The 17357-nt window shown below is 63.8% G+C and carries 19 protein-coding genes; 8 read left to right on the top strand and 11 right to left on the bottom strand.

All coding sequences use genetic code 11. The features are described from left to right. Window positions 1-4 precede the first annotated feature (4 nt). Window positions 5-553 (top strand): RSP_2648 family PIN domain-containing protein, encoded by a 549-nt coding sequence (locus K3557_RS06125; RefSeq protein ID WP_259998421.1) that lies wholly within the window; start codon window positions 5-7, stop codon window positions 551-553. Window positions 554-602: 49 nt separating this feature from the next. Here the strand turns inward: K3557_RS06125 and K3557_RS06130 are convergent, their stop codons facing one another. The 5 genes from K3557_RS06130 to minC all read right to left on the bottom strand — a co-directional run bounded on the left by K3557_RS06130 (window position 603) and on the right by minC (window position 4811). Continuing rightward, window positions 603-1289 (bottom strand): M48 family metallopeptidase, encoded by a 687-nt coding sequence (locus K3557_RS06130; protein WP_259991502.1) that lies wholly within the window; start codon window positions 1287-1289, stop codon window positions 603-605. Between the two features lie 31 nt (window positions 1290-1320). Further along, window positions 1321-2763, bottom strand: a complete 1443-nt coding sequence (locus tag K3557_RS06135; RefSeq protein ID WP_259998423.1) for an HD-GYP domain-containing protein — start codon at window positions 2761-2763, stop codon at window positions 1321-1323. A 142-nt stretch (window positions 2764-2905) separates the two neighbouring features. Further along, window positions 2906-3169: a cell division topological specificity factor MinE gene (gene minE, locus K3557_RS06140; protein WP_259991506.1), complete on the bottom strand. Its 264-nt coding sequence runs from the start codon at window positions 3167-3169 to the stop codon at window positions 2906-2908. A gap of 3 nt (window positions 3170-3172) precedes the next feature. Beyond that, entirely contained in the window at window positions 3173-3991 is an 819-nt protein-coding gene (gene minD, locus K3557_RS06145; protein WP_409201215.1) for a septum site-determining protein MinD, read from the bottom strand. Between the two features lie 55 nt (window positions 3992-4046). Continuing rightward, window positions 4047-4811 (bottom strand): septum site-determining protein MinC, encoded by a 765-nt coding sequence (gene minC, locus K3557_RS06150; RefSeq protein WP_259998428.1) that lies wholly within the window; start codon window positions 4809-4811, stop codon window positions 4047-4049. 410 nt (window positions 4812-5221) lie between these two features. On the opposite strand from minC, the gene K3557_RS06155 reads away from it, so the two are divergent. Next, entirely contained in the window at window positions 5222-5590 is a 369-nt protein-coding gene (locus K3557_RS06155; protein ID WP_259991512.1) for a hypothetical protein, read from the top strand. Between the two features lie 250 nt (window positions 5591-5840). Here K3557_RS06155 and K3557_RS06160 read toward each other — a convergent pair whose 3' ends face one another. From K3557_RS06160 to K3557_RS06175, 4 genes are all read right to left on the bottom strand, one after another. Continuing rightward, on the bottom strand, window positions 5841-7025 hold the full coding sequence (locus K3557_RS06160) for a VWA domain-containing protein (protein ID WP_259998430.1): 1185 nt from the start codon (window positions 7023-7025) through the stop codon (window positions 5841-5843). A 21-nt stretch (window positions 7026-7046) separates the two neighbouring features. Beyond that, window positions 7047-7214 (bottom strand): hypothetical protein, encoded by a 168-nt coding sequence (locus K3557_RS06165; protein ID WP_259998433.1) that lies wholly within the window; start codon window positions 7212-7214, stop codon window positions 7047-7049. A gap of 33 nt (window positions 7215-7247) precedes the next feature. Further along, window positions 7248-8696, bottom strand: a complete 1449-nt coding sequence (locus K3557_RS06170; protein WP_259998436.1) for a DUF2927 domain-containing protein — start codon at window positions 8694-8696, stop codon at window positions 7248-7250. Window positions 8697-8828: 132 nt separating this feature from the next. Beyond that, a complete protein-coding gene (locus tag K3557_RS06175; protein WP_259998439.1) occupies window positions 8829-9668 on the bottom strand; it encodes a MoxR family ATPase in 840 nt (279 codons plus the stop codon). A gap of 186 nt (window positions 9669-9854) precedes the next feature. Here K3557_RS06175 and dksA point away from each other — a divergent pair, with 186 nt between their 5' ends. Together dksA and K3557_RS06185 are read left to right on the top strand one after the other, a co-directional pair. Next, a complete protein-coding gene (gene dksA, locus K3557_RS06180) occupies window positions 9855-10277 on the top strand; it encodes an RNA polymerase-binding protein DksA (RefSeq protein ID WP_259992589.1) in 423 nt (140 codons plus the stop codon). 103 nt (window positions 10278-10380) lie between these two features. After that, complete coding sequence (locus tag K3557_RS06185) at window positions 10381-11547, top strand: FAD-dependent monooxygenase (RefSeq protein WP_259998442.1); 1167 nt, start codon at window positions 10381-10383, stop codon at window positions 11545-11547. A gap of 107 nt (window positions 11548-11654) precedes the next feature. Here the strand turns inward: K3557_RS06185 and xth are convergent, their stop codons facing one another. After that, a complete protein-coding gene (gene xth / locus K3557_RS06190) occupies window positions 11655-12461 on the bottom strand; it encodes an exodeoxyribonuclease III (RefSeq protein WP_259998445.1) in 807 nt (268 codons plus the stop codon). Window positions 12462-12821: 360 nt separating this feature from the next. On the opposite strand from xth, the gene K3557_RS06195 reads away from it, so the two are divergent. The 3 genes from K3557_RS06195 (at window position 12822) to K3557_RS06205 (ending at window position 15567) form a co-directional block, all read left to right on the top strand. Beyond that, complete coding sequence (locus K3557_RS06195; RefSeq protein ID WP_259998447.1) at window positions 12822-13490, top strand: DUF6749 family protein; 669 nt, start codon at window positions 12822-12824, stop codon at window positions 13488-13490. A gap of 98 nt (window positions 13491-13588) precedes the next feature. Next, entirely contained in the window at window positions 13589-14650 is a 1062-nt protein-coding gene (locus tag K3557_RS06200) for a DUF6902 family protein (protein WP_259998449.1), read from the top strand. Continuing rightward, a complete protein-coding gene (locus tag K3557_RS06205) occupies window positions 14650-15567 on the top strand; it encodes a DMT family transporter (protein WP_259998452.1) in 918 nt (305 codons plus the stop codon). The genes K3557_RS06200 and K3557_RS06205 overlap by 1 nt, the downstream gene beginning before the upstream one ends. 135 nt (window positions 15568-15702) lie before the next feature. Here K3557_RS06205 and K3557_RS06210 read toward each other — a convergent pair whose 3' ends face one another. Beyond that, window positions 15703-16026: an iron-sulfur cluster assembly accessory protein gene (locus tag K3557_RS06210; protein ID WP_134830090.1), complete on the bottom strand. Its 324-nt coding sequence runs from the start codon at window positions 16024-16026 to the stop codon at window positions 15703-15705. A gap of 90 nt (window positions 16027-16116) precedes the next feature. On the opposite strand from K3557_RS06210, the gene K3557_RS06215 reads away from it, so the two are divergent. Continuing rightward, window positions 16117-17268, top strand: a complete 1152-nt coding sequence (locus tag K3557_RS06215) for a deoxyguanosinetriphosphate triphosphohydrolase (protein WP_259998454.1) — start codon at window positions 16117-16119, stop codon at window positions 17266-17268. Window positions 17269-17357 lie beyond the last annotated feature (89 nt).

The raw sequence follows: 17357 nt of genomic DNA on the forward strand, positions 1-17357 counted from the left end.
GGGGATGAAGCTGCTCCTGGACACTTGCGTGCTTTACCCGACGGTGATGCGGGAGATGCTGCTGGGCGCGGCCAGGCTGGGGCATTTCACCCCGCTCTGGTCTGCGCGCATTCTGGGAGAGTGGGAGCGCGCCGCGCTGAAACTCGGCCCCGAAGGCGCCGCACAGGCCAAGGCCGAGACCGCTCTGGCCCGCGCCAACTGGCCCAAGGCCGAAGTGCCCGCATCTCCGGGCGTTGAATCCCGCCTCTGGCTGCCCGACAGCGCCGACATCCATGTGCTGGCCGCTGCCATCACCGGCCACGCCGACGCAATTGTTACCCTCAACAACAAGGACTTCCCCCGTCACACCCTGGCCGAGGAAGGTCTGGAGCGCATCGGCGCGGACGAACTCCTCTACCGCTTCTGGCTGCAGGACAGTGCGGGCATGGAGGCCTTGGGCAGCCAAGTCCTGGCCGAGGCCAACCGCCTCTCTGGCGGCAGCTGGGAGATCCGCCCGCTTTTGAAAAAGGCGCGGCTGCCGCGTCTCGCCAAGGCCTTGTCTTCTTCTTTGTGAAAATACTCCGGGGAGTTTGAGGGGCCGGCCCCTCAAGGCCGCAACGCTCTCAGCCCTTGGCCCATTTCGCTTCAAGCCGCTCCAGCGCGGCGATGCGTTCTTCAGTTTTCGGGTGGCTCATCAGCCAGGCCGGCGCCATGCCCGCGCGCGCCTGGGTCAGCTCTTCCAGTTTGGTGAACAGGCTTTTCTGCGGCGCCAGGCCAATGCCAGCCTTGGTCAGCAATGCGGCGGCATATTCATCTGCCTCATACTCATCGCCGCGCGACAGCCGCGCTGCGATCAAACCTGTCAGCACCCCGGCTATCCACGGACCGATAAAGGGAATGTAGCGGCCCAGGATCATCATCAGCGCCGTGCGCAGGGCGTTCTGGCCGGAGAAATCGATCATCCGTTTCTTCGCATGCCCCAGCGCCACATGGCCCAGCTCATGGGCGATCACCGAGGCCAGCTCCTCGGCGCTCACCTCGCCGCTTTGATACTTGCGGTAGAACCCGCGGGTGATGAAGATCCGCCCGTCCGGCGCCGCCAGCCCGTTGACCGGATCGACCTCATAGATATGCACCGGAATGCGGGCAACCTCCAGCGCTGCCGCCAGCCGGTCGGTCAGCCCTTTCAGCCGCGCATCCGCCAGCTCGGTTGAGCGCTGGTCCAGCTCACGGTGGGTGCGCCAGATCGAAATCCGGTACATCACCAGGCCGTAAGCGACGGCCAGCAAAATGGGCAAAAGGCGCAGCATGCTTCAGATATGGGGGCTGACCCTGCCAGGCTCAAGCGGTTTCTGCATGTTCCGCTGCCGCCCATCCGCTTTCCTGCGGCAGGCTGTCCTGGCCCGACGGCCAGCCGCTGGCCGTGATCGCGTCCTGCAGCGCGGCATAGCAGTCCGGATCAATTCCAGGCCCCGACAGCTTGTCCATGATCGCATAGGCCTCCTCCAGCGGCAGCGCTGCACGATAGGGGCGGTCCGCGGTGAGCGCGTCAAAGATATCGGCCACCGCCAAAATCCGCATCTCCTGGCTCAGCTGCCCGGCGTTCAGACCGTAAGGGTAGCCTTTGCCATCCAGCCGCTCGTGATGCGCCGCGCTCACATCGGCCAGCCCGCGAAAGGCGAAAATCCGGCTCAGCACCTGATGACCCAGAACCGGATGCTGTTTCATTCGGGCAGTTTCCGTCTCGGTCATCTTGCCCGGCTTGTCCAGAATAGTGTTCGGGATCCCCAGCTTGCCAATGTCGTGCAGCAGGGCGCCCCGCACCATCCAACGCCGCCGTTCCGGGGTATAGCCCAGCTGATCGCAAATCATGTCGGTGTAGCGCGCAACCCGCCGCGAATGGCCGTGGGTAAAGGGGCTTTTGGCGTCGATCACCAATGAGAACGCCTCGCTGATTTCATCCAGGTAATCCTCATCCACCGGATGAATGTGCCGGGCCTGCGGGGTGGCAAGCACTTCTGCTTCCAGCCCGGGGTCCCACAGGTCCGGCAAAAAGCGCGGCCGGCGGATCACCGAGGTGAAGACCGGCACCAGATCCGGATCGAACCATGTGCCCGCACGCCGCTCCAGCTCTGCTGCGGCGCCCTCGATCCCCCGCTCGGCGGCAAAGACATCCACCACCTGCGCCATCAGCGCAATGCGCGAGAACAGCGGGATTGCATCGCCCGCCAGGCCCTGCGGCAGGCCACCGCCGTCCCAATGCTCATCCAGGCCGGCGATGCCTTCGGCCACAGCTTCGGAAAACCGCATCTGCCGGGCAATTGCCGCACCCCGGTTGCAGCGGGTGTCGATCATCTCTGCGGCAATGCTGCTGTTCCTAGCCAGCACCTGTTTCAGGGTCTTCAGCCGGATCCAGGCCGCGGCGCCGCTGGCCGTGTTGCGCCACAGGAACCCCAGCCCCTGGCGCAGGCCGTTCACTGTTTTGAAATCGCGTTTAAAGGACAGATCGTCGGTCTTGTACAGCTGGCAGATGCGGGCGGCATTGGAACTGCAGCCCAGATCCTTCATCAGCAAGGTGAAATAAAGGTCGGAGCGCGCCTGAGGCGCCATCCTCAGCTCTGCGGCCACCTGCATGCCGATCCAGCAGCAGCGCAGGCAATGCCCCTTGGGCTGGCCTTCGGTCATGTCCAGCGCATGGCTGAGCGCGCCAAGAAGCTCCCCCAGCCGCAAGGTTTCCTGAGAGGCGGCACCGGAAAGGTGCGAATTCGGATTTAAGATAGTCATGGGCCTTCTGCGCGATAGATGCGGAAGGCCCATGACACCACGGGCAGGCTTAACCTGCCCTTACCCCGGCGCGGGCGGGTTGGGGAATTCGCGCCGGAATTTATTAAAACTGCCGGGACATGCACTGCCCCGCCGGGCTAGTTCAGTTCATGCCCAGCTTGCCGGGAAACTCGATGTTGATCTCCAGGCTCGACAGCTCATCGCCGCGTTCCATGCGGATGTCGATCGCCTCGTCGCCGATCTGCATATGGCGGCGGATCACTTCCAGGATGTCGCGCTGCAATTGCGGCAGGCAGTCGGGGCGGACACCGCCGCTGCTGCTGCGTTCATGGGCCAGCAGGATCTGCAGCCGTTCCTTGGCAGTGCTGGCCGAGGCTTTGCGGGGGCGGAGGGAAAAACCAAACATGCCCTACACCGCCCGTCCGAACAGCCGCTGCAGCAGGCCGGGGCGCCGGTCGGCGGCAATCCGCATCTCAATCTGCTCGCCGATCAGCCGGCCCACCGCGTCCTCATAGGCGGTGGCCGCCGCAGAAGGGTCATCCAGCACCACGGGCACGCCGAGATTGGAGGCCCGCAGCACTGCCTTGCTTTCAGGGATGATCCCCAAAAGCGGCTCTGCCAGAACCTCCAGCACATCCTCCACCGTCATCATTTCACCGTTGCTGATGCGGGACTTGTCGTGACGGGTAATCAGCACATGCGCTTTGATTGGCTCCGCACCGGCCTTGCCCGCCCGGTCGGTGATGCTGTTCAACAGGCCCAGCACCCGGTCGCTGTCGCGCACCGAGGACACTTCGGGGTTGGTCACCACAATCGCCTCATCGGCAAAATGCATCGCCATCTGGGCGCCGCGTTCAATGCCCGCAGGGCTGTCGCAGATGATATAGTCGAACTCCTGACGCAGCTCGTCCAGCACCTTCTGGACGCCATCCTTGGTCAGCGCGTCCTTGTCGCGGGTCTGCGAGGTCGGCAGCACCGACAGCGTCTCCAGACGCCGGTCGCGGATCAGCGCCTGCTTCAGTTTGGCGTCGCCCTGAATGACGTTGATAAAGTCGAACACCACCCGGCGTTCACAGCCCATGATCATGTCCAGGTTGCGCAACCCGACGTCGAAATCGATCACCACCGTCTTGTGGCCGCGCCGCGCCAGCTCGGCGCCGACGGCGGCGGATGTGGTGGTCTTGCCAACGCCGCCCTTGCCCGAGGTGACCACGATCACCTTGCCCAGCGGCTCTTCCAGTTTCAGGTCCTTGCTCATCGTTCTGCCTTCCTTATCCCTGCGCTCATCCCAGGGTCTCCACACAAAGCCGTCCGTCCTGCAGGAATACCTGCACAGGGCGGTTCAACAGCTCCGGTTCCAAATTTTCGCTTGTCCGGTACAGCCCGGCGACTGCCAGCAGCTCGGCGTCCAGGCTGTTGCAGAAGATCCGCGCCTCCTCGTCACCCTCGGCGCCAGCCATGGCGCGGCCCCGCAGGCGGCCATAGACATGAATGCTGCCGCGCGCAATCAGCTCGGCACCGGAACTGACCGGCCCGACCACCACCAGATCGCCGCCCTCGGCCACAACCGTCTGGCCGGACCGCACCGGCTGGGTGATCAGCCGGTTCTGCGGCGGGCGCAATTTCTTGGGCAATTCCCGCCGGGTACCGGGCCGGGCCGGGCCTTCGGTGTTCAGCGGTGCATCCTTGCCGCTGGCAATGGTGATCAGCCCGGCATCTTCGGCGGCAGCGGTTTGCGAGGGCGAGGCGTTCTGCACCCCGAACACTGCCAGGCCGCGGCTGCGCAGGCTGTCGGCCAGTGCGCGCAGCTCAGCCGGGCGGGTCAGCCCCGGCGCCTGGGCCAGATCCAGGATCAGCGGCGCACCGTCAAAGAAATGCGGACTCCAGCGCAGCTGCGCGTCAAGGGCCGCATAAAACGCCTTGTCCAGCGGCCCGTCTTCGGGGCGCAGCGCAACGGCGGTGAAATACCGCCCGCGGATCTGAAACGGCTTTATGGCAGCGGCGGGGGCACCGCCACGGGGAGGGATGTCTTGATGCGGCACGCTCACGCGAGGCTCCTGCTCGGGGATTGCGGCCTTTGTATTGCCGCTTGTTCTTTTGCTTATGGATAGCGGTTGCGGGGCGGCCCGTTCAACTGGTGCAAGCCCGCCTCGGCGGACATGCGCCGGATGCCGTTTTCAGCGGCGGAATTCCGCGGTAAAACTGCTTCAGGTTGTGCAAAAAAGGATTGCTGTCCACACGGCCGGGGCAGGAGGCATGCCCAGCCCCCATCCAGCACCAGCGGCGGCGGCACAGCGCCGCGGGGCGCGATGAACAGTGCCGGGGTAACGTCGCACCAGCCGCAGCCTCTGCGGCGTATTTGCCAGTGGTGCCCTCCGGCTTGGCATGGTTTGAATGGGCTGCCAGGTTGCACATTTGACCGGCGGTATTGATTTTATTAAGAAATTGGAGAATTGCGATGCAGTGGACTTTACTTGCGGCGTCAGCGCTGGCGGCCCTGTGGATGGGTGTTCACGCTTGTATCGGGGGCCGGGAATGTGCGGTGCCGCTGGCACAGGACCGGCAGCTGCCGGATGTCGTGCGCGAAACCACCTTGTTCTGCTGGCATCTGGTGACCGGCTATCTGGGCCTGATGGCTCTGTTCCTGTTTCTCGGCGCCCGCGGCTCGGCTGACATGGCACTGGCGGGAACAGCTCTGGCAGCGGTGACTGCGGCGATCGGAATTGTGGTGCCGCCGCTGCGCCGCACGGGCTATGGGCTGCTGCCGCAAGGCTGGCTGTTCGTGCCGGTCGCGGCTTTGGGCGGCTGGGGGCTTTGGGGCGTCTAGCAGCGGAAATGCGCAGATCGGCGACGCAAAGCGAGGCTCCCGCCCGTCCGGCCTGCATCTGAAATGCCGGCCTCCCGGTTGGGCCCGGCGCCGGACCTTAAGGTCCGGCGCGCATCCTGCCTTGGCAGGATGCCATGCCCAAGGCTGGCAAGGGGTGCTGGCGCCAGCCGGCGCATCTGCAGGCGCGGGAGGGCCGCTGAGTATTGCGGTGCCCGGCCGGTCTGGCCGGCCGGATGCCAGGGCGAAATGCCTAGCGCGACAGTTCGCGCATGCCGCGTTCCAGCCCGTCCAGCGTCATCGGCACCATGGCGCCTTCGAAAATCTCCCGGATCATGCCGATCGAATGGGTGTAGTCCCAGTATTTCTCCGGCACCGGGTTGATCCACAGGTTCGCGCCCCAGGCGTCGCGCGCGCGTTGCAGCCAGACCTGGCCCGCTTCCTCGTTCCAATGCTCATTGGCACCGCCGGCATAGGCGATCTCATAAGGCGACATCGAGGCGTCGCCCACAAAGATGCATTTATAGTCCGGCCCGTATGTGCGCAGCACTTCATGGGTCAGGGTCTTCTCCCCCCAGCGCCGCCGGTTGTCGCGCCACACGCCCTCATACAGGCAATTGTGGAAGTAATAGTATTCCAGATGCTTGAACTCGGTCCGCGCGGCTGAGAACAGCTCCTCCACCACCTTGATATGCGGATCCATCGAGCCGCCCACGTCCAGAAACAGCAGGACCTTCACCGCATTGTGCCGCTCGGGCCGGGTCTTTACATCCAGATAGCCATGTTCGGCAGTGGAGCGGATTGTGCGGTCCAGGTCCAGTTCTTCATGCGCGCCCTGGCGGACCCAGCGGCGCAGCCGTTTCAGGGCGACCTTGATATTGCGGGTGCCAAGCTCCACATCGCCATCCAGGTTCTTGAACTCGCGCCTGTCCCAGACCTTGACCGCGCGCTGGTGGCGGCTTTCCTTCTGGCCGATGCGCACGCCCTCAGGATTATAGCCATAGGCGCCAAAGGGCGAAGTGCCCGCGGTGCCGATCCACTTGTTGCCGCCCTGATGGCGGCCCTGCTGGTCCTTCAGCCGCTCCTGCAGCGACTCCATCAATTTCTCAAAGCCGCCCAAAGCCTCAATCTCGGCTTTCTCCTCTGCGCTCAGATGTTTTTCCGCCATCTTGCGCAGCCAGTCTTCGGGGATATCGACGGCTTCCATCACGGCCTCGGCCGGAATGGCCTCCAGCCCTTTGAATGTGGCGGCAAAGGCGCGGTCGAACTTGTCGATGTTGCGCTCGTCTTTCACCATCGCCGCACGGGCGAGGAAGTAGAACGCCTCTATGTCATAGGTCGCCAGCCCCGCCTTCATGCCTTCAAGGAAGGTCAGATATTCCCGCAGGCTGACAGGAATCGCCGCCTTGCGCAGGTTTTCAAAGAAGGGCTGGAACATCGCGGCGCCTTTGCTGAGCAGTTACGCCAGCATCCGGTGGGTCAGGATGGTTGCCAGCAGCCCGATCATACCAAATACGATGGCATAGACAGCCCCGTATTGCAGCATGTCCAGGGTATTGCCGCCACGTTTGCGGGCCTTCATTGCGCCAATAAGGGCGCCCAGCACCAAGCCGGCAATTACGATCATGGTCTTATCCGTCTGTTGTCTCGTGTTGCAGGATCAAGGGGCCGAGGGGCGCAGCGCGGCAATTTCTTCGAGCCGGGCCTCGACCACCCAATCCGGGCCAAACCCGTAGCGCGCCCATCCCAGGCTGTCCAGCCTGACCCGGCGCGCCTCCACCGCGCGGCCCTGCAACTCCAGCGCTTCGGCCTGCAGCATCAGCAGGGTCGACAGCAGGGCGGCGTTCTCATGTTCGGCCGCGGCTGCCACAGCAGGAGTCAGCCGCGCCAGCGCGGCGCCCCCGTTGCCGGTGGCAATCTCATAGGCCGCAAGCTGCACCGCCAGCTTGGCCTGGTGCATCCGGGTGCCGGGCAGGCCTTGCAGATATGTCTGCGCAGTCAGGAAATGCTGCAATGCCAGCTCGGGTTGGCGGACATGCAGCATCCGGCCCAATGTGTAATGGCTCAAGGCCCGACGGTGGTCCTGCCAGCCCAGATCGCGGGCAATTGCCGCGGCCGTGTTGGCGGCGCGCAGCCGGTCCCGCAGCGAGGCTTGCGGCCCCAGCGCCTGCTCATAGGCTGCGACCCAGGCCCGCGGGGTTTCCGGCAGCCATTGTGCCGCGGTGCGCGCGCCGCGCGGGTTCAGCCGTGCCAGCACCGCAGGCAGCCGCGCGGCGACCTCGGCCCGGCTCATGCCGGTATGCAGCTCGGGCGCATAGGTGGCGCGCAGGATCAGCATGTCAAAGCCGGTCAGCACCGCGTGGATATTGTCGTCATTGAAGATCGAATCCGGCAGCCGGTACAGATCATTCAGCGGACCAAGCGCCTGCGCCAGCTCCTCGTGCAGGCAATCGCGGACTTCCTGCTGGCTGACGTCATTGGGGATGAAAACCGCCAGCTTCTCGCGGCTGCGCAGCAGCGACCAATTGGTGCGCGGGCTGCGCCGGTTGCGCCGGAACTCACGCAGCGACGAGACATTGGGCACCACGAAACAGGCGGCCTTGGGCAAGGCCCGGCGGATCTCGGCGCGGGAAACCGACTGGATGGTGATACTGGCCTCGCCGCCGGACACCCGGCGGACCGGGACCCCGGCCTTGGTCTGCAGCCGGGCCAGCAGCGCGCTTAGATCGCGGTTGAAACCCGGGGCAGGCGTGCCGGTTACCCGCAGGGTGATCGGGGTCTCGAACCGGGTGAACTGGGGCAGGGTGCTGCCACCTTCCAGCCGGAAGTGCAGATCCAGAAAATCCCGCGCGATATCGGCGTTGGAGCGCTGCGGCGGCTGCGCGCGGCCGGCGGTGAATACCTTGACCGGTGGCAGCGCAACCGGTGCGGCTGCGGCGCGGGTCGGCGCCGTGGCCCGCCCGTCGGGGGCAGCGCAGGCGGCCAGCACAGCCACAGCAAGCCCGGCCACTGCGCCCCGCAAAACGCGCAGGCCGGCAGGCCTGGCGGCGGGCTGCCAAACCAGGCGGCGGACAGAGATGTGTGAAACCGGGGCAGCGTCAGCGGGCACTCGGGGCGTCTCCTATCAGCCCGGGCTGTGCTGCCCGGTTCTGTTTCCTCTGATAGGGGAATGCGGCAGCAATTTGAAGCGAAACAGGCAGCCGCCAGGCAATACGCCTGCCTGTTCCGGCCTCAAGGCCGATCAGCGTCGCCCGCGCGCCATAAAGGCCAGCCGTTCGAACAGATGCACGTCCTGCTCGTTCTTCAGCAGCGCCCCGTGCAGTTTGGGCAGCGCGTCCGAGCCGTCACGGGCGATGTCCTCAGGGCTCAGATCCTCGGCCAGCAGCAGTTTCAGCCAGTCGATCACCTCGGAGGTCGAGGGTTTCTTCTTCAAGCCTTGCGTGTCGCGGATCTCGTAGAACTGGGTCAGCGCGGCGGTCAGCAGGCTGTCCTTGATGCCGGGATGATGCACCTCGACGATCTTCTTCATCGTTTCAGCATCCGGAAAGCGGATGTAGTGAAAGAAGCAGCGCCGCAAAAAGGCGTCCGGCAGCTCTTTTTCATTGTTCGAGGTGATGATCATGACGGGCCGGTGCTTGGCCTTGACCATCTCGCCGGTCTCGTAGACGTGGAACTCCATCTTGTCGAGCTCCTGCAACAGGTCGTTCGGAAACTCGATGTCGGCCTTGTCGATCTCGTCGATCAGCAGCACGACTTTTTCGCCCGCTTCAAAGGCTTCCCACAGCTTGCCCTTCTTGATGTAGTTTTTCACATCATTCACGCGCGCATCGCCCAGCTGGCTGTCGCGCAACCGGCTGACGGCGTCATATTCATACAGGCCTTGCTGGGCGCGGGTGGTGGACTTCACGTTCCACTCGATCATCCGCAGCCCCAGGGCGCTGGCCACCTGTTTTGCCAGCTCGGTCTTGCCGGTGCCCGGCTCGCCCTTGACCAGCAGCGGACGCTCCAGCGTTACCGCTGCATTCACCGCAACTTTCAAATCATCTGTTGCGACATATTCTTTAGTGCCCTGAAATTGCATATCTTTCCTGTTCCAGTCATGATCGGTGCCGCGGCGCCAAGTTGTTATCACGGTTTTAACCAAACGGCGCCACTATTGTGTAGTGACATTCCCTTCCGATGGGGATAAACGCTGCGGCAGAGGGGGAGCCAAAATGTTCAGGTGCAAATTATGACCAGCATTATGGGCCAGACCGAAGGAGCCGAAATGAAGCAAGAAGTGTTTCTGCCGGACGACTACCGACCGGCTGAAGATGAGCCGTTCATGAACGACCGGCAGCTTGAGTATTTCCGACGCAAACTATTGGAATGGAAACAGGATCTGCTGTCCGACAGCCGCGATACCATCGAAGGGCTGCAGGACAACACCCGCAACATCCCGGATGTTGCCGACCGTGCCAGCGAAGAGACCGACCGCGCGCTGGAGCTGCGCACCCGTGACCGCCAGCGCAAGCTGGTCGCCAAGATCGACTCGGCCCTGCGCCGCATCGACGAGGGTGAATTCGGCTACTGCGAAGTGACAGGCGACGCGATCTCGCTGAAACGCCTGGATGCACGTCCGATCGCAACCATGAGCCTTGAGGCCCAGGAACGCCACGAGCGCCGCGAAAAAGTCCACCGCGACGATTAACCGCCGCCATTGGCAGCGAAAACGCGCGAATTCATGACGCCGGGGCCTTTTGCTCCGGCGTTTTTTGTTTCATTGGGTGCAGGCGGAGAATCTGCGGGAGCCCATGGAACTCAAAGGCCTGAAAATAACCGTCATCGGCGCCGGGATCGGCGGCTTGACCGCAGCTCTGGCGCTGCGCCGCTTTGGCGCATCCGTCACTGTGCTGGAGCAGGCCGAGGCGATCTCCGAAGTGGGGGCAGGCCTGCAGATCACTCCCAACGGCGTGGCTGTGCTGAAGGCGCTGGGGCTGGCCGATGATCTGGCCTGGTGCTCGCAGCGCGCCCGTGCCGTGGTGCTGCGCGGCCACCGGCGCGGCAATCAGGTGCTGCGGCTGGATCTTGATGAATATTCAGCCGGGCATCCGTACTACTTTGTCCACCGCTCCGACCTGGTCGGCATTCTGGCCGGTGCCGCCCGCCGCGACGGTGTGCAGGTGCGGCTGCTGCAACGGGCGGAGCGGGTCGAACCGGGCCTGCAGCCTGTCGTCCACCTCAGCAATGGCGCCCAATGCGGCGGCGATCTGGTGGTGGGCGCTGATGGGCTGCACTCGAAAGCCCGGGTGGCGCTGAACGGCGAACGAACGCCCTTTTTCACTGGCCAGGTGGCCTGGCGCGCCACTGTGCCCAACCATCTGAACCTGCCCGCCGAGGCGCAGGTGTTCATGGGGCCGGGGCGGCATCTGGTGGCTTACCCCTTGCGCGATGGCAGTCTGATGAACCTGGTTGCGGTGCAGGAACGCCGCGCCTGGGCCGACGAGGGCTGGCATTTCAAGGATGATCCCGCCAACCTGCGCGCCGCCTTTTCCGGTTTCGGCGGCCCTGCCGCTGCGCTGCTGGAAGCGGTGGAGGATGTATTGCTGTGGGGTCTGTTCCGTCACCCGGTGGCGGCCAGCTGGCACGGCGAAAACACCGCCATCTTGGGCGATGCGGCACATCCGACGCTGCCCTTCATGGCGCAGGGCGCCAATCTGGCGCTGGAGGATGCCTGGGTGCTGGCCCGCTCCCTGCAGGAAGCGCCGGATATCGCGCGCGGCTTGGCCGTGTACCAGTCCCGCCGCCGCGAGCGGGCCGAGAAGGTAGTGCAGGCGGCCGGCAAAAACGCCTGGAAATACCACTTGCGCGCGCCGCTCAGCTGGCCTGCGCATCAGGTGCTGAAGCTGGGCGGCCGCTTTGCACCCGCCAAGATGGTTAGCCAGTTCGATTGGATCTACCACCACGACGTCACCGCCTGAGACAGGGCCGGCGGGCGGCTCCCGCCCCATTTCGGGTTCATCTGAAATGACCCCGAAAGCGTTGGGCCGGGCGCCGCGCTGATGCGCGGCGCGGGCGGCACTCTGTGTCAGATGTCCAGATCGACCCAGACCGGCACGTGGTCCGATGGTTTTTCCCGCCCGCGCACATCCTTGTCGATCTGGCAGTCGCGCAAGAGGTCGGCGGCCTGCGGCGTCAGCAGGAAATGGTCGATGCGGATGCCGTCGTCGCGGTTCCACGCACCAGCCTGGTAATCCCAGAAGGAATAATGCCCCGGCCCCTGGTGCCGGGCGCGGAAGGCTTCGGTGAAACCAAGGTTGACGATCCGCTGAAACGCCGCCCGGCTTTCGGGCCGGTGCAGCGCGTCCTCCAGCCAGGCCTCGGGGCGCTTGGCATCCTCGGCCTGCGGGATGATGTTGTAGTCACCGGCCATCAGTGCCGGCATTTCCTCCGCCAGCAATGCTTCGGCACGCGCCTTCAACCGTTCCATCCAGGCAAGTTTATAGGCATATTTGCCGCCCGCCACCGGGCTGCCGTCCGCCTCCAGCTCAACCGGGTTGCCATTGGGAAGGTACAGGCCGCAGATGCGGATCGCCTGCTTGCCGACCACCGTGGCCTCGATCCAGCGGGCCTGTTCGTCGCTGTCATCGCCGGGCAGGCCGCGGCGCACATCCTCCAGCGGCAGCTTTGACAGGATTGCCACCCCGTTAAAGCTTTTCTGGCCGTGGGTCTCGACGTTATAGCCGCGCTCTTCCAGCATTTCGCGCGGAAACGCCTCATCGACCGATTTGATCTCTTGCAGCACCGCCACGTCGGGCTGGGCTTCATCCAGCCAGTCCGGCAGCGCCTGCGCCCGGGCCTTGATGCCATTGATATTGAATGTGGCGATTTTCATGGCTTGCCTCCGGCACAGATTGCTTTATCCGAGGCCGATCTATCGCTGAATCAGCGTCGCGGGGCAAGCCCGAAGCACGATTCGGGAATCACTAGCGCAGCCGCGAATCATGGCTGTTTTGCACAGGTGAAAAGTACCCCTCAGGTTGAGTTTCTTTATTTTGCAATAATATACGTGTGAATAACGCGGTGAATAAGCTGTGGATGAATTGAAATAATTGAAATTGCGCAAAAAATAGCGAGTTGAAGTTAATGTAATCCGAACTAGAAAATACAATGTGAAATTGCATTTTCTATTTGCGCTGCGCGGTGTCCGTGCCAGCGTTGTGGAGCCTTTTGTCCTTAATGAATGGGGTTCCAAATGACTGCTCAGCATAAAATCCAGACCATCCACGCAGCCCGTCAAACTGCAGGCGCCAGCCTGTTTGAGGGTGATGGGGCAGAGATGTTCTCCTCTGGTTCGGCACCTGAATGTTCCGCGGACCTGACTGCGGGTGAGGGTGTTTCGTTGTTTTCTTCCGGGTCCATGCCGCAGGCCGCGCAAAGCTGGGCTGGCGGGGAAACCGGGTTGTTCTCCAGCGGTTCAGCGCCTGCGGCCCGCAGCGAAACAGCAGCTGGCGACCTGGTGGAGATGTTCTCTTCCGGCTCCGCTCCTGTTGCTCAAAGCGATGCCGCCGCAGGTGATCTGGTGCAAATGTTTTCCTCAGGGTCAGCGCCAGCGGATCAATCAGAGATTGCGTCCGGGGATTTGACAGAAATGTATTCTTCCGGTTCTGCTCCTGCGGCAGCACATGAAACCGCGGCAGGGGATCTGACGGAAATGTTCTCCTCCGGCTCGGCGCCAGCTGCGCAGGCCGAAACAGGTACCGGCGATCTGACGGAGATGTTCTCTTCCGGTTCAGCCCCGGCCGCCGCGGCCAAGACGGGCGCGGGCGAGGGGACGCATCTGTTCTCTTCCGGTTCTGCCCCTGCAACGGCGGCACGGACCAGCGCGGGCGATGCCACCCGGCTGTTCTCCTCGGGCAGCTGAACCGGGCAGGGCCGGTTTTCCTGCCCGGCTCCTGCCCCTGGGCGGCCCCGCAGCCGGGGCCGCCGATACCGCGCCGCATCTATCCGAACGAGGTTCCCATGGCCCAGATCATCCCGTTTTTCTCTCCTGCCGCCCGCCAGTCCCGGGCCTGTGCGCAAGAGACGCTGATTGCCGGTTTCGCAACGCACCGGCGCAGCCAGGAGGACGTTTTCTGGCTCAAGGAGAACGCCGAGCTGCTGAATATTCTGGAATGCACCGAGGCGGATGTTGCCGCTGATGCCCTGCAGCCCTTGCAGCAATTTTACGATGGTGCGGCGCGTCATATCAGTTTTTTCCGGCAGTATTACCGCTTTATCCTGTCAATCTGTCTGGACCTGGAGGACCTGGGCCTGCCGGGTCAGACCGGGGCGCAACTGGCAGGTTGGGTGTCCAAGCAGGGGCTGGCGCAGGCCGAGCTGTCCGATTTGCAGCGCGCCGAGGCCCGGCGGCTGCTGGCGCGGCGCGGGATAGACCTGATCGACGACGGGCTGGACGACCGGCTGCGCGGTTTCATTTCGAACCCGCAGACCTTTGCCATTCCCAACAAGAAAGCAGCTTACGAGCTGACCCATATTGTTTTCTATCTCTCTGAATACGGCCGCCGTGATCCGGACCTGCCGGAGGCGGCGCTCACCAGTCTGGAATTTGCCGGTCTGGTGGCCTTTTTGGATCAGAATGCCGACCTGCTGGCAGAGATCTGCATCGCGCTGCGGTTTGCCGGCCAGCAGCCGCCTGCGGCCTGGGAGGCGTGGCTTGACCGGCAGGTTTCGGCCTATATGCTCGCTAAAGGAGAATTTTATGGACATCAGGATGCGTATCACGAGTATTTTGTGGTCAACTGGCTCATGCTGACGTCCGGGCGTCCGGCCTTTCGGCAGGCAGTCCCGATGGGCGGGGTGCATGTGTCGGCGCAGCAGGGAGGGAGCATTTTGAGGAGCCTGTCAGAAGCGGTTTTCGACGCCGGGATGGCGCGCAACAGCTGGAGCGCAGTGAAAGCGCGCGCCGAGGCTGTACTGAGCGAGGAGGAGCACGGGCTGCTCACCGCGGCAGAGCGCAGCTGTGCAAGGTTCGCGGGATTTTTCGAAGGTTTCGCCCGGGCGGGCAGCGCGGGTGCCGCGTGATGGGCGGCACCCGCAATCAGGCCTTGGGCGGTGCGCTGCTGGTGGTGGCCTATACCGGGTTGATCGCCTCGGCCGACGGGATCACCAAATTGCTGGCGGGCCAGTATGCGGCGGCGCAGCTTTATGCGCTGTCCGGCGCGATGGTGGTGGGGTTCTGCCTGCTGGCGGACCGGCTGCCGGCGCAGCGCGGCGGCTTCCGCACCCGCTGCCCGCGGGCGATGACGCTCAGGTCAGTGGCGACGCTGGTCGCTGCGGTCTGTTTCTTCTATGCCTTCCGGTTGCTGCCCTTTGCCGAAGTGTTTGTCTTTATCGGCCTGATGCCGCTGCTGGCCGGCGCCATGTCGGGTCTGGTTTTGAAAGAGCCAGTGCGCCCGGCGGCCTGGATTGCGCTGGCTGCGGGATTTTGCGGCGTGTTGTTCCTGCTGCCGCATGGCAACGCGGACGCGCATGCATCCTGGGGCCATTTCGTGGCCTTTGGGGCCGTGCTTTCCGGCACTTTTTCCATGACCATGGCACGGTTTATCGGCCGTTATGAAAGCAACGCGCTGGCGCAGGTGTTCTATCCCAACCTGACGCTGTGCGGCGCAATGCTGTTGGCGCTGCCGTTTGTATGGGTGCCGATGCCGCTTGCTGATGTGGGGTGGGCTGCGGCCTATGCCTTCTTGTTGTTCGGCGCGCGCTGGCTGCTGGTGGTGGCGTTGCGGCTCATGGCTTCTTATGCGGTGACGCCGCTGATGAACCTGCAATTCATCTGGATGGCGGTTATCGGTTCAGTCTTCTTTGGCGAGTTTCCGCCGGCCACCACCTATATCGGCGGCGCCATTGTGATTGCGTCCGGTCTGTATCTGGTCTGGGATCAGTTTGCCCCGGCCTTGCCGAGGCTGCGTGGCCAGGGACGGCTGCAGACCGATCCTTAGCGCCGGGTCAGCGTTGCGTCTGCGAAGTTGCGCCCCGCAAGCGGGCGAAGCGCCCGCCCTTTGAGATGAGGGCGGGCGCTGCCTTGCCTGGCGGCAAGGCGGGATCATGATGCGCGGTGCCGGCTGAACGCCGGGTCACATCGAAAACGAGGTGCCGCAGCCGCAACTGGAGGTGGCGTTGGGGTTCTCGATGGTGAAGCGGGCGCCGATCAGCTCCTCGGTGAAATCGATCACTGCGTTTTCCAGGAAGGGCAGGGAGACCGTGTCGACGACGACCTTTTCGCCCTGGCCCTCAAGCACCAGATCTTCGGGTTTCGCCTCGTCCAGCGCGATCTCGTACTGAAAGCCCGAGCAGCCGCCGCCTTCGACCGCGACGCGCAGCGCCTGGCCCTGGTCCGCGGCGCCGATCTCGGCCAGCCGGGCAAAGGCGCGGTCAGTGACTTTCGGGGGCAGGTTCATCAGGTTTCTCCACAGCGTTAGTTGCAGCGCAAGGCTTTATATATGAAGGTGCAATTCAAGCGGCAAGATTTGCTGGAGAAAAGATTTAAGATGCATGCGCCTTATGCCACGTCACCGGACCGCAGCCGCGGCCGGCAGGTGACCGAGGAGGAAAGCTCCTTCCGATCGCCTTTTCAGCGCGACCGTGACCGGATCATCCACGCCAGTGCGTTCCGCAGGTTGAAACATAAGACCCAGGTGTTTGTCGAACATGAGGGCGACAATTACCGCACGCGGCTGACCCATTCGATCGAGGTAGGGCAGGTCGGCCGGACAATTGCCGGCGCCTTGGGGCTGAACCAGGAGCTGACCGAGGCGGTGGCGCTGGCGCATGATCTGGGCCACACGCCGTTCGGCCACACCGGTGAGGATGCGCTGCACGGGCTGATGGAACCCTTTGGCGGGTTTGACCATAACGCCCAGGCGATTCGTATTGTGACCTGTCTGGAGCGCCATTACGCCGAGTTCGACGGGTTGAACCTCACCTGGGAAACCCTTGAAGCGATTGCAAAACACAATGGTCCGGTGGTGGGGGAGCTGCCCTGGGCGCTGGCAGAATGCAACGCGGCGGTGGATCTGGAGCTGCACACCCACGCAAGCGCCGAGGCGCAGGTGGCGGCGCTGGCGGATGACATCGCCTACAACAATCACGACCTGCACGATGCGCTGCGGGCCGGGCTGTTCGGCGATGATGATCTGGCCCGGCTGCCGTTGCTGGATAAGGCGTATGGCGCGGTGGACCGGCTGTATCCGGGACTGGATCCGAACCGCCGCCGGCACGAGGCGCTGCGGCGTTTTTTCGGGGTCATGGTCGGCGATGTGATCGGCACAGCCCGGATGCTGCTGGCGGAGTCTGCTGTGCAGAGTGTCGAAGATGTGCGGGCGCTGGATTATCCAGTGGTGCAGTTCTCGCCGGACCTCTGGGCGGGGCTGAAAGACATCCGCGCCTTCCTGTTCACCCGCATGTACCGCGCACCCTCGGTGATGGAGAAGCGTGCCAAGGTCGCCAAGGTTGTGGAGGCGCTGTTTCCCTACTTTCTGGACAATCCGCAGGACATGCCGGAGCGCTGGCACGCCGATATCGCGGCTGCACCGGACCGCACCGCGCTGGCGCGGATTGTATCGGATTACATCGCCGGCATGACCGACCGCTTCGCCCTGCAGCAGCATGAGCGGCTGATCGGGGTGAAGGTCGAGGTCTGAGGGCTTCACCTTGTGTTCCTTGGGGGCTGTCTTGTCTGTTGCGGCCCTTTCCTTGTGTCGTTCCTGTGGGCCGTGAAATGGGCAGGGCA

Source organism: Leisingera sp. M523, assembly GCF_025141335.1.
Taxonomy (GTDB): Bacteria; Pseudomonadota; Alphaproteobacteria; order Rhodobacterales; family Rhodobacteraceae; genus Leisingera.

Bases quoted from the DNA above. Each gene is read 5' to 3' on its own strand.
- K3557_RS06125 (WP_259998421.1), top strand. From the start codon at position 5: ATGAAGCTGCTCCTGGACACTTGCGTGCTTTACCCGACGGTGATGCGG.
- K3557_RS06130 (WP_259991502.1), bottom strand. From the start codon at position 1,289: ATGCTGCGCCTTTTGCCCATTTTGCTGGCCGTCGCTTACGGCCTGGTG.
- K3557_RS06135 (WP_259998423.1), bottom strand. From the start codon at position 2,763: ATGACTATCTTAAATCCGAATTCGCACCTTTCCGGTGCCGCCTCTCAG.
- minE (WP_259991506.1), bottom strand. From the start codon at position 3,169: ATGTTTGGTTTTTCCCTCCGCCCCCGCAAAGCCTCGGCCAGCACTGCC.
- K3557_RS06155 (WP_259991512.1), top strand. From the start codon at position 5,222: ATGCAGTGGACTTTACTTGCGGCGTCAGCGCTGGCGGCCCTGTGGATG.
- K3557_RS06160 (WP_259998430.1), bottom strand. From the start codon at position 7,025: ATGTTCCAGCCCTTCTTTGAAAACCTGCGCAAGGCGGCGATTCCTGTC.
- K3557_RS06165 (WP_259998433.1), bottom strand. From the start codon at position 7,214: ATGATCGTAATTGCCGGCTTGGTGCTGGGCGCCCTTATTGGCGCAATG.
- K3557_RS06175 (WP_259998439.1), bottom strand. From the start codon at position 9,668: ATGCAATTTCAGGGCACTAAAGAATATGTCGCAACAGATGATTTGAAA.
- dksA (WP_259992589.1), top strand. From the start codon at position 9,855: ATGAAGCAAGAAGTGTTTCTGCCGGACGACTACCGACCGGCTGAAGAT.
- K3557_RS06185 (WP_259998442.1), top strand. From the start codon at position 10,381: ATGGAACTCAAAGGCCTGAAAATAACCGTCATCGGCGCCGGGATCGGC.
- xth (WP_259998445.1), bottom strand. From the start codon at position 12,461: ATGAAAATCGCCACATTCAATATCAATGGCATCAAGGCCCGGGCGCAG.
- K3557_RS06195 (WP_259998447.1), top strand. From the start codon at position 12,822: ATGACTGCTCAGCATAAAATCCAGACCATCCACGCAGCCCGTCAAACT.
- K3557_RS06200 (WP_259998449.1), top strand. From the start codon at position 13,589: ATGGCCCAGATCATCCCGTTTTTCTCTCCTGCCGCCCGCCAGTCCCGG.
- K3557_RS06205 (WP_259998452.1), top strand. From the start codon at position 14,650: ATGGGCGGCACCCGCAATCAGGCCTTGGGCGGTGCGCTGCTGGTGGTG.
- K3557_RS06210 (WP_134830090.1), bottom strand. From the start codon at position 16,026: ATGAACCTGCCCCCGAAAGTCACTGACCGCGCCTTTGCCCGGCTGGCC.
- K3557_RS06215 (WP_259998454.1), top strand. From the start codon at position 16,117: ATGCATGCGCCTTATGCCACGTCACCGGACCGCAGCCGCGGCCGGCAG.